The 10602-nt window shown below is 66.7% G+C and carries 12 protein-coding genes; 3 read left to right on the top strand and 9 right to left on the bottom strand.

The features are described from left to right. Positions 1-399: hypothetical protein (locus DM995_RS15270; RefSeq protein WP_232824427.1), on the top strand; the 399-nt coding region annotated here is incomplete at its 5' end. 19 nt (positions 400-418) lie between these two features. On the opposite strand, the gene DM995_RS15265 is transcribed toward DM995_RS15270, so the two are convergent. The 8 genes from DM995_RS15265 to DM995_RS15230 form a co-directional block, all read right to left on the bottom strand. After that, entirely contained in the window at positions 419-2821 is a 2403-nt protein-coding gene (locus DM995_RS15265) for a HAMP domain-containing sensor histidine kinase (protein WP_116969968.1), read from the bottom strand. Positions 2822-2971: 150 nt separating this feature from the next. After that, positions 2972-3460, bottom strand: a complete 489-nt coding sequence (locus DM995_RS15260) for a hypothetical protein (RefSeq protein WP_157973233.1) — start codon at positions 3458-3460, stop codon at positions 2972-2974. Between the two features lie 41 nt (positions 3461-3501). Continuing rightward, positions 3502-4236: a hypothetical protein gene (locus DM995_RS15255; protein WP_116969966.1), complete on the bottom strand. Its 735-nt coding sequence runs from the start codon at positions 4234-4236 to the stop codon at positions 3502-3504. Positions 4237-4323: 87 nt separating this feature from the next. Beyond that, positions 4324-5052 carry a response regulator transcription factor gene (locus DM995_RS15250; RefSeq protein ID WP_232824426.1) on the bottom strand — a complete coding sequence of 243 codons (729 nt, stop codon included), beginning with the start codon at positions 5050-5052 and terminating at the stop codon, positions 4324-4326. A gap of 161 nt (positions 5053-5213) precedes the next feature. Beyond that, positions 5214-5810 (bottom strand): hypothetical protein, encoded by a 597-nt coding sequence (locus DM995_RS15245; protein WP_232824425.1) that lies wholly within the window; start codon positions 5808-5810, stop codon positions 5214-5216. Further along, positions 5807-7006, bottom strand: a complete 1200-nt coding sequence (locus DM995_RS15240) for a M48 family metallopeptidase (RefSeq protein ID WP_116969964.1) — start codon at positions 7004-7006, stop codon at positions 5807-5809. Before DM995_RS15240 ends, DM995_RS15245 begins: the two co-directional genes overlap by 4 nt. Positions 7007-7071: 65 nt before the next feature. Next, positions 7072-7812 (bottom strand): hypothetical protein, encoded by a 741-nt coding sequence (locus DM995_RS15235; protein WP_502696613.1) that lies wholly within the window; start codon positions 7810-7812, stop codon positions 7072-7074. Between the two features lie 83 nt (positions 7813-7895). Further along, positions 7896-8567: a YggS family pyridoxal phosphate-dependent enzyme gene (locus DM995_RS15230; protein ID WP_116969963.1), complete on the bottom strand. Its 672-nt coding sequence runs from the start codon at positions 8565-8567 to the stop codon at positions 7896-7898. A 23-nt stretch (positions 8568-8590) separates the two neighbouring features. Here DM995_RS15230 and DM995_RS15225 point away from each other — a divergent pair, with 23 nt between their 5' ends. Next, positions 8591-9157, top strand: coding sequence for a thiamine phosphate synthase (locus DM995_RS15225; RefSeq protein ID WP_116969962.1), 567 nt, complete (start codon positions 8591-8593; stop codon positions 9155-9157). Here DM995_RS15225 and DM995_RS15220 read toward each other — a convergent pair. Continuing rightward, positions 9117-10061, bottom strand: coding sequence for a LysR family transcriptional regulator (locus DM995_RS15220; RefSeq protein WP_116969961.1), 945 nt, complete (start codon positions 10059-10061; stop codon positions 9117-9119). The two genes, DM995_RS15225 and DM995_RS15220, sit on opposite strands and share 41 nt — an antisense overlap. 96 nt (positions 10062-10157) lie before the next feature. On the opposite strand from DM995_RS15220, the gene DM995_RS15215 reads away from it, so the two are divergent. Next, positions 10158-10487 carry a nuclear transport factor 2 family protein gene (locus DM995_RS15215; RefSeq protein WP_116969960.1) on the top strand — a complete coding sequence of 110 codons (330 nt, stop codon included), beginning with the start codon at positions 10158-10160 and terminating at the stop codon, positions 10485-10487. Positions 10488-10602: the final 115 nt, after the last annotated feature.

Raw genomic sequence — 10602 nt, 5'->3', positions numbered from 1 at the left:
GGATTTCGCCCCGTGAAACACGCCATCGCAACCGCCACGCTGGCGGGCCTCGGCATGCTGACTGCCACCACCGCCTTCACCGCCAGCGCTCCGCAAGCGCACGCCAAGACGATCACCGGCGACTGTTCGCTGACCGTCGACGGCAAGGTCTATGTCGACATCAAGAAGACCTGCCGCATCGAGTTCATGGGTGGCGACGGATCGTTCACGATCAACGCCGGCACCGCCAAGCCGGGTTATTTCGCCTATGTCACCATGCTGGAAAAGGGCCTGGCCAGCGTCAGCTGGAACGAGACGCCCAAGTCGATGAGCGCCCAGGCACCGCTGGGCGAGGATTTCCGGCGCAAGGGCGGCTGTTGGATCGGCAAGCGGGCCAAGGTCTGCGCGTTCAAGGGCTGAGCCTCGGCCCGTCGCGCCGTCACGCCCGCTGCATCCAGATGGCGGTGATGGTGCTGCCCTGGCCGGGCCGCGATTCGACTTCCAGCACCGCGTCGATGCGTCGCGCGCGTTCGCGCATGATCTGAAGCCCCAGATGTCCGTCGGGCACCTGGCCGGGATCGAACCCGCGCCCGTTGTCGCTGATCGAGAGCATCGCCTGGCCCGGCAGCGCCTCGAGCGCGATGGAGACGTGGCTGGCCTGGGCATGGCGGACCACGTTGTTGAGGCTTTCCTGCGCGATCCGGTACATCATCGCCTGCACGTCGAGCGGCAGCAATGTATCGCCGCTGATCTCGCACTCGATCCGCACCGCTTGGCCGATGCTGTCCGCAAACTCGCTGGCGAGCGTCGAGATCAGCTGCGACAGCGGTTTTTCCACCGCGCCCTCGGTGCGCAATTCGGCGAGCATCAGCCGCATTTCCGCCAGCGCATGCCGGTTCATCTGCGCGAGCTGGCGCAGCTTGGGGACCGACATGGCCGGATCCTGCTGCCATTGATCGGCCAGCGCATCGGAAAGCACGGCAGCGGAAAACAACGTCTGCGTCACGGTATCGTGCAGGTCGCCCGACAGGCGGTTGCGCTCTTCCAGCCGGGCGTTGCGCGCCGCGAAATCGGCGAGCTCTGCGCTGCGACGCGCCACCTGCTCCTCGAGCGTGTTGACCAGATGGTGCTGCGCGCGCGCCATCTCGTTGAAAGATTCGGCAAGATAGCCGATCTCGTCGTTGAAGCTGACCTCGACCTGCCGTTCGAGATCGCCATCGCGGAAGCGCCGCATCGCGCGCAGCAACCGGTCGAGCGGGCGCACCAGAAAGCCCTGGAACAGCAGCGGAATGCCGAGCAGCACGATGAGCATCGTGCCCAGGGTGAAGGCGAGAACCGGCGCAAAAAGACGGTCGAGATGCACCAAGAAGCCGCGATAATGATCGAACATCATCGGCTGGACGCCCGATCGGCCGAGCCCCGGTGTGATGCCGGTCACCCACGGTGCCCCCAGCGGGTCGCCCAGCTGGTAGAGCGGCTCGGACGGCCCGGCGAGAAAGTTCATCACGATGCGCCCGTCGGCATGGACGACGGTCTGCACCGCCCAGCAGCTGTCGCGCTGCTGCGCGGCGCACCCGTCGCGCCGGGTGACGACGAGCCCGTCGATCGTGGCGCGCGCGGTCACCTCGCTGCCCTGCGCCGGGAGGCGCACCAGCAGCGGGACGATCGCGGGCTGCACGCCGAAGCGGATCGTCGGGTCGATCAGCTGCGGCACCCTGGCCATGCCGATCGACCCGTGCCGCGCGACATGCACGGCCGTGTACGTCCGGCCATAGAAGCGCAGCGCGAACGGCAGCCTGATAGTCGTGCCCTGTGCGCCGACCGGCCGTCCGGCAGCGGAAAGGCGCGTGGCGGGGCCCGTGCGCAGGCGGTAGCTGCCGCGTGTGTCGGGCAGGAATTCCAGCGCGGTTCCGGGGCGGGGCAGACCGGCGGGACGATATTGCGCCATATAGGGCGCCCCCAGCACCCAGCACGCGCCATTGATCGCGCCGAACAGCAGCACCAGGCTGATGATCGTCAGCTTGAAGATGAACGACGAGCGCTCGGGGAGATAGCCGAAATAGACCAGGGTCAGACCGCTCAGCTGCACCAGCACCGACCAGCAAATCAGCACGTCCATCGAGAACGGGCCAAGGAAGCCATCCTGCTGGAACAGCAGCGCCAGCGTGTGCGTGATCGGGAACAGCGCAAATAGGATGAAGCCGCGCGCCGCGCTCGCGCTGCGATCGGCAGGGCGCGTGATTAGCGCGGCGAACCAGGCGATCACCCCCTTGTCGCGCGACCAGCCCTGCGCATGGGCGAGCTGGCGCATGAACACGAGGATCGCCCAGACCATGCTGGTGCTGGTCCAGAGCGCCGCCCAGTCGGGGCGGAACCAGATGAGATGCTGCATCAGCATCTTGTCGGTGTGGAGCGAACTGGCAATCTCGGCACAGACGCACAGCGCCATCGCGCAGCCGACCAGCATCGCCTCGCGCCCGGCGCCGGGCAGCCATTGCGGCACGCGATAGGCGAACTGGACAAAGGCGATCGCCGAAATGCCGGTAAAGGTCGTGACCCAGGGCATGGCCAGCACCACGAAGCTGTCCGGCGCGAGCCAGGGCATCGCATAGCTGGCCCAGCCACCGCCGGTCAGCGCGTGGAGCAGCGAGACCAACAGGCCGGGGACAAAGCACCAGAAGGTCAGACCGAACAGCAAGGTCGGCGCGGTGATCCCGCCGCCGCGATGCTCACGCACCAGCCGGTGGACCACATAGACCGACAGCACGATCGCCAGCAGCAGCTCGACCAGGAAGCCGACCGCGCCGGGATTCCAGTACAGCGTCTGCGCCGCGTCACGCACAGCTCAGCGCCTCTGGGCGCACGCACTGTCGCCGATATGCCGATGTTTCGCCAAGATCCCCCCGGACCGCGCCGCTCCGATCCCCCAGCATGACAGAAACGAGCGGGGCGATAAAGCCGCCCTACCCGCTCGCCTCGAGCAAGAAGCCGATCAGTAGTGGCCCATCGCCTTGTGGGTGCAATTTTCCAGCGCGACCATCACGTCTTCCATCCTGGTCCGTCCGATCGGCCAGCTATAGGCCTTGCTGCCCAGCGTGATGTCGATCGTGCCCTGCACGGTCATCAGCGCGTTGATCGCGGTCGGATCGACGGCCGCCCAGGCACGGATCCGCTTGGGATCGGTCGCGGGCGTCGCCGAGAAGGTCTCGCCGCCGAAATGGAAATCGATCGTCCTGGCCGGCACCGGCACGCCGGGCACGCTGATCGAATAGACCAGCCCCTTGGTATAGGCGATGCGCAGCATGTTGGGGCCAGGCGACAAGGTGGCGGCGCAGCGGTCGAACTTGCCCTTTTCGGTAATGTAGTCGATCGTGAACGGGCCGACCTTGGACTGCGACAAGGTCCCGGTCTGGGCCTGACCAGCGGTCGACCAGGCCAGCGAAACGGCCAGTGCGGTCAATAGGGCATGGGCATGCTTCATGATCATCTTTCCTGTTCGAGAGTGTGGATCGAAAGGCGGTGTCACATCGCGCCCCAGCTGCCATCGGGCTGCTTCGTCATCAGCGTGAACGAGCCGGGATCGATTTCCATATCGGCCTGGCCCATCTGGAAATACCAGCCATGGCCCTGCGACACCCGCCAGAAGGCAGCGAGCTCGTCATTGACGCCCAGATCGCCGCACGCGCTGCGCGGGCCGGTCTGCGTCGCTGCGCCCGCCCCATCGACCACCAGCGCATCGCGGGGCCAGCCCTGGCCCCTGGCCGGGCGGGCCGAACACCTTGCGGCTTCTGCCGGGTCCGCGATCGCCTGGCGGGCCCGCGCGGTCACGCCCTGCCGGGCATCGCCGTCGACCGGGTAGACCAGCACATAGGCGGGAGGCTCGTCGATCTTGCCGAGATAGGCGGAGCTGACCAGTCTCAGTTCACCGCGCCCGGCGCCGCCCGCAAATTCGAGCTTCGTCTCGCCCGCCTCGCATTTCAGCCCGCGATAGAGCAGCACGCCATCGGGCATCGGGGTTTCCATCACCTGCCAGCTGCAGCCGTCGGGCGCTGGCGGCGAGGCGCTGGCATCCATCGCGAGATAGTTGACCGCGCGGCCCGCGCACAGGCCGGTCAGCGGCAGACGATCGCCGTCATCGGCGCACGAATGCGCCGCCGCTGCGGGCCTGGCCGGGGCCTCCGCCTCCTCCCTGGGTGCACCATGGCAAGCGCCCGCCGCCAGCGCTGCCAGTGCGATCGTCGCCCTCCATTTGGTCATAGCTCCCCCCGGCAAGCTGCCTGCTGACCTGTCTGATCGGGGGAAAGGGCAGCGCCGACAAGCCGGGCTGGACGATCGTCCAAGCCTTCAGAAATCGCTATTGCTGACCAGCCGGTTGCGGATCGCCATGGCAGCGGCTTCGGCGCGGTTCGAGACACCCAGCTTCACCAGGATCGCGCTGACATGATAGCGCGCGGTCGGCATCGAGATGCCCAGATATTTCGCGATCTCGGGATTGGTATAACCCTTGCTGAGCAGCGCGAGCACCCGCCGCTGCTGCGCGGACAGCTCCAGATCGTCCTCGCTCGGCGTGGTCGGATCGAAGGCGGTGGCGACCTGCGGCAGGCAGCCGGGATCGACCACCGTTTCGCCGTGATGCACCCGGCGGATCGCCGCCTTGAGATCGCCCGCCAACACGCTCTTGGGCAGGAAGCCGCGCGCGCCCGCCGCGAGCATCCGCGCCACCGTCGGCGGGTCGGCAAAGCTGCTCAGACCGATGACCGCAATATTGGGATGGTATCTGCAGATCGCCTCGGTCGCGGCGATGCCGCCCATGCCCTGCATGCGTACGTCCATCAGCACGACATCGAGCCGTTCGCGCTGGCACTGGAACAGCGCCTCCTCGCCATTCTCGGCCTCGGCGACGACGACCAGGCCCGGCACGCTGCCGACCACCTGCGCCAGGCCTGCACGCACCACCATGTGATCGTCGACCAGCAGGATGCGCACCGGCTCGGCCAGTTCGCGCGCCGTCTCCGGCCCGGCCTCGCCCTGGGTGCCGTCCGCCGGATACGACTGTTGCTGCTCTTCCACCATTCGGACGCCCGCTCCAACCGGCTGCATCTCCGCGCCGCTACCCTGTCAGGCCGATGCCCACCTGATCGCTTTGCCCGCAATCTGGCACTTTTGCTGCGTCCGCAAGCCTGTACGATTGTCCAAGCAGCATGATGGATCGATCACGCCCATCCCGCCGCGTTTCATGGCAGGCGCGCACTGGCGACAATCTTGCGATAATCCTCCACCGTGCGCGCGAAGTAATGCAGCCGGGGTGCATCGAAACTGATCATGTACAGCCGCCCGCCGACGATCGCGGCCTGCGCCTCGCCCTTGCGGGTCAATTCGTCGCCATCGACATATTCGAAGGCGAACATCACGCCCTCCTGCCCCAGAAAGCGTATGGGCTGCACATCGGTGACGCGAAAATCGGCAATCTGCTTGGCCGCGCGATAAGTCGCTTCGAACAGTTCGGGGATTTCGACCAGCAATGTCGATGCGCCGAACCTGGGCAAGGGCTCGCGTTTCTTACTGCGTTCGCGCACCAGCGGCTTGCCCGGCTCGATCCCGGCAAAGAAGGTGAGATCGTTGAGCTGCCCGCCATCGAGCGTCCAGCTTTCGGTATGCTTGCCGATATTGCCGTCGAGCCGGTTCCAGTCGCGCCCCGGCGTGACGGTGAGCGGCGAATCGGCGATGGTGACCGCCACCCCCTGCTCGCGCAGCTTGTGCGCCATCGCAGCCGGTGACAGCAGCGCTGCCACGAGCACCGCGAGGATTGCGCGAACCAGACCGGGCATCATGGCGCGGGTACCTCTTTGGGGATCATCATGCCGATCAGCTTCGCGTCGGGCGCATCGGGCTTGAGCGCCAGATAGCGGCGCAGCGCCTGTTGGCCGGGGGCGGTCTGCCCGGACTTGAGCAGCGACAGGCCAAGTCCTCGATGCGCCTCGGCATGCTGTGCATCGAGCGCGATCGCCTGGGCATAGAATTGCGCGGCATGGACCAGATCGCGCGGCGCACCGCGCATCCGGTAAAGCTCGCCGCGCGCGTGCCAGAGCGGCGCGGTCCAGCCGCTCTCGGCGAGCGACTGGATGATATATTCGCTCGCGCCGAAATCGTTGAGCTTGATCTGGTCCTCAAGCAGCTGCGGCAGCCAGGGGGCCAGCGCCTCGCGATAGCGCGCCGCGCCATCGTCGCGCGTCGCCGCATCGGGCCGGGCGAGCAGGGTCAGCGTGGCGGCGCGTTCGGCTTCGGGCGGGTGCGTGGCGTAAAAGGGGATGCGATCGAAGCGCGGCTTTTTCAGGCCTTTTGCTCGGGCATCGGCAGTGAATTCGCTCATCAGCCGTTCCCAGACCTGCGCTGCTGCCTGCGGTCGCAACGCACTGGAGTTGAGATAGCCGATGCCCAGGCGATCGGCTTCCCGCTCCTGATTGCGGCCGAAGCGGTAGAAATTTCCGATGATGGTCAGCTGCAGGTTTCGATAGGCGCGCACGACATCATAGCTGGGCGCCATATTGGCGAAGACAAAGGCCCAGGCCATCACGTCGCCGCTGGATCGTTGGGTCTTGAGTTGCTCGAGCGAATGCCGCGCCTCGAAATGGCCGAACTCATGCCCCAGCACCGCGCCCAGCTCCGCCTCGCTGTGCACGCGCAGAAGCAGGCCGGAATAGACCTGCATCAGGCCGTTGGGCGACATGCTGGCGTTGAACACGGGCACGCGCACGATATAGACCCTGGTCGCACCGCAGCGATCGGCACCCACGGTATCGCACAGCACCTTGGTGACATAGGCTTGGAGCGCCGCATCGCGCATCACCATGTCCGATTGCGCGAAGCGCCGTTCTTCCTCGTCCATCAAGGCCCACAGGCCCTGCTCGTCCACCCCCTGCGGCTGATAGGCCCCGGCGTAAGGCGGGGGCAGAGCAGGTTCGGCCTGGCTCATGCCGCCTGCGACCAGCGCAACCAGGCCGATCGCCACCCGTGCCCGCGCGATCATGGCTTGCCTCCGGATGGGGTCTCGGCTGACGGCGCGTCCCTGGGGATCGCGCTGCCTGGAAAATCCTAGAGCAGCTGGCGTACGCGCTTCATCGCGCCGTCCGCCTCGCGCACATCGCCGCCCATCTGGAAATCCGCATTCAGCCACAGCAGGTCACCGGTCTTCAGATCGACCAGTCCCGCAGAGCCCTTGTGAACGCCGGAGGTGAAGCCCACGCCCGCAATCGCCCCGACAATCTGCAGCATCTTTCGGCCGGTCGATCCATATTGGTCATCGGTATGGAGAAACAGGGCGTAATCGGCCTGATCCGCCCCGGGGAGCTTCGCAACGTCGGGTCCCAGCGACCAGTCGAACTGGCCCGCCTTGTTGTCGCGCTTCTTGGTGGGCAGACGGTTGCCGACAAAGAACTGGTACTGAACCACCGCATCGGAAACCGCACCGAACAGCGCCAGATGCTCGGCAACCGTGCGGGCATCCTCGCCATAAGCCTCGGGCGCGGCGATCACCGTGTTGCCGAGCTGGCGCTGCAGTTCGACCAGCGCCGCATCGATATGGGCGCGGGCCTGGTCGGTCCATTCGGCGCGCGGTTCGGGCAAGCCTCCGGTCGACTGTTCCGCCACCCGGACAGAGGGGCGCAGCACCAGGATCGTCTTGCCGCTTTGCGGAGGCAGGACAAAACCCTGACGCACGGCGGAGCGCTCCTGCGCCAGCACCGATGACGACCCGATGGCGCAATACAGGATCGCCGCCCCCAACACGCTGAGTATCGCGCGCATCACATGCCCCCATTTCAGGAACGGGAGCATAAATGCCACGCGCCGAAGTCTTCTAGTGGGAAACCGGCAATTGCTTCATTATGGATGCGATAGTTACGGCCTGTCGGCGCTACTCATCGGGCGCCAAATAGCGCCGAACCCACACGCACATGCGTCGCGCCGATGCGCACCGCGGTCTCGAAATCGCCCGACATGCCCATGCTGAGCTGATCAAGACCATGGTCGCGGGCCAGCTTGGCGAGCAGCGCGAAATAGGGCGAAGGCTCCAGATCGGCGGGCGGTACCGCCATCAGCCCGACGACCGGCAGGCCGAGCGCGCCCACCTCGTCCAGAAACCGCGGCAGCTCGGCGATCGCGCAGCCGCCCTTCTGCTCTTCCTCGCCGATATTCACCTGGACGAAGCACGGCACGCGCCTGCCCGCCTTGTCCATCGCGGCCGCGAGCGCTTTCGCCAGCGACGAGCGGTCGAGCGAATGGATACAGTCGAACAGGGCGACCGCTTCGTCCGCCTTGTTCGACTGCAGCTGGCCGACCATGTGCAGCTGCAGATCGGGATGGCGCTCGCGCAAGGCCGGGAATTTGAGCGCGGCCTCCTGCACCCGATTCTCGCCGAACACCGTCTGCCCCTCGCCGATCAGCGCTTCGATGGCTTCGACCGGCTTGGTCTTGGAAATGGCGATCAGCGTCGTCGAGCCGGCGGGGCGACCGGCGATCTTTTCCGACCGGGCGATGGCATCGCGCACGGTCGAGAGTGCAGTGGCGGGGGCGTCGCTTTGTATATCCATGGCGCGCGGCTATAAGCCCGGACATGCGCCGCCGCCAGCCCGGAAACACCAAGTCAGGAACCACCCTGCCCAGGCTCTGGCTGATCAGCGATGCGCGCAACGACGCGGTGCTGGAACGCGCCATCCGCCGGCTGCCGCGTGGCGCAGGACTGGTATTCCGCCATTATCATCTCGATCCCCAGGCCCGGCGCGCCCGGTTCGCGCGGCTGGCAAGACTGGTCCGCGCACGCAGCGGGGCGATCGTGCTCGCGGGGGATGGGCAGACCGCGAAGCGCTGGCGCGCCGACGGCTGCTATGGCGCGCCCGGCGGAGGGGCGGAAGGCGGGCTCATCCGGCTGCTGACCGTGCACGATCTGCGCGAACTCGCGCGGGCGAACGCGGCGCGAGGCCAAGCGCAGGCGCTGATCTCCCCGGTCTTCCCAACCCGCACGCATCCGGGCGGGGCGTCACTGGGCGTATCAAGATTTGCAGGGCTGGCGCGCCTGGCGCGCCTGCCCGTCGTCGCACTGGGGGGCATGACACGGGCGCGGGCAAGGCAGATCGCCGCGATCAGCGATGGCTGGGCGGCGATCGACGGGCTGTCGGGGTGACGGCATCGGCTGGCGCAAGGGGGCGCCGCGCCATCTCGATCAAGGCCCTGAACGCGGCGGAGGAATTGCGGCGGTTCGGATAATAGAGGCACAGGCGCTCGAGCGGCGGCGTCCATGCCTCGAGCAGCCGCACGACCCGCCCTGCCTCCAGATCCTCGCGGACGTCCGATTCCATGAAATAGCCGATGCCGACATTCTCGAGCACCGCGATCCGCGCCAGGCTCGCTTCGTCGAGCGTGATCGGACCCTCGACATCGATCTGGAAAGGCTGGCCGTCTTTCTCGAACTGCCAGCGATGCAGCGCCCCGTTGGGCAGCCGGACGCGCAGACAGCGATGCCGCAACAGGTCCGGCGGCGTTTCCGGCACGCCATGCGCCTCGAGATAGGCGGGCGATGCGACCACCGCGAAACGGCGCGGCGTCCCCACCGGAATGGCGATCATGTCGCTGGGCACGAGCTCGGCGCTGCGCAATCCAAGATCGAACCCTTCGGCGACGATGTCGACGATGCGCCCCTCGGTGACGAGATCGATATGCACCGCGGGATATTGCCGGAGGAACCGGAGCAGCAGCGGTGCCAGAATCTCGCGCGCGGCAGTGGGAAAGGCGTTGATCCGGATCGTGCCCGAGGGTGATTCGCGCTGCGCGCTCGCCGCCAGCATCGCATCGTGCAGCGTCGCCACGGCGGGCGCGACCTGATCGACGAAGCTGCGGCCGGCATCGGTGAGCGAGACGCTGCGTGTGGTGCGGTTGAACAGGCGGACGCCGAGCCGGCGTTCAAGCGCCGCGACAAGATTGCTGAGGCTCGTGGTCGAGAGCCCGAGCTCCAGCGCCGCCGCGCGAAACGACCCACGCCGCGCGATGGCGAGAACGGCATCGAATTCGACCAGGCCCTGTCGCGACATTATCCCTCTTTTCGCAACACCGCATATCAGTTTGTCCCGCTTATTGGCAATATGCAGGATCGCTATACTCGCTCCGTCCCAACAAGGAGCAGAACCATGTCGATCGAACTACCCGACCCCATTGCCGAATATGTCGCCGCCAACGCGCGGCTCGATGTCGATGCGATGCTGGCGCCGTTCGCGCCCGGCGCGGTCATTATCGACAACGGCAAGCGGTACAAGGGGACCGCACAGATTCGCACGCTGTTCGAGCAGGAGGTCATCCCGGTCGAGGCGATCTTCACGCCGGACACCGCGCAGCACGAAGGCGATCGGGTGATTGTCGAGGGCCCCGCACATGGCCGTTTCAAGGGTAGCCCGATCCGCTTCACCTATGATTTCACGCTGGCCGGTGATGCCATCACGGCGCTGGAGATCACGCTGTGAGCTTCCGGATCGATCCAACCGAATTTGCCGGCAAGCGCGTCGTGGTCAGCGGCGGTTCCAAGGGGCTGGGCCGCGCCACCGTCGAGCGCTTTCTCGCGGGCGGCGCGCAGGTCGC

Source organism: Blastomonas sp. UPD001 (genome assembly GCF_003426715.1).
Lineage (GTDB): Bacteria > Pseudomonadota > Alphaproteobacteria > Sphingomonadales > Sphingomonadaceae > Blastomonas.
The sequence above is the reverse complement of the archived record's forward strand: the minus strand, read 5'-3'. Positions and strand labels throughout refer to the sequence as shown.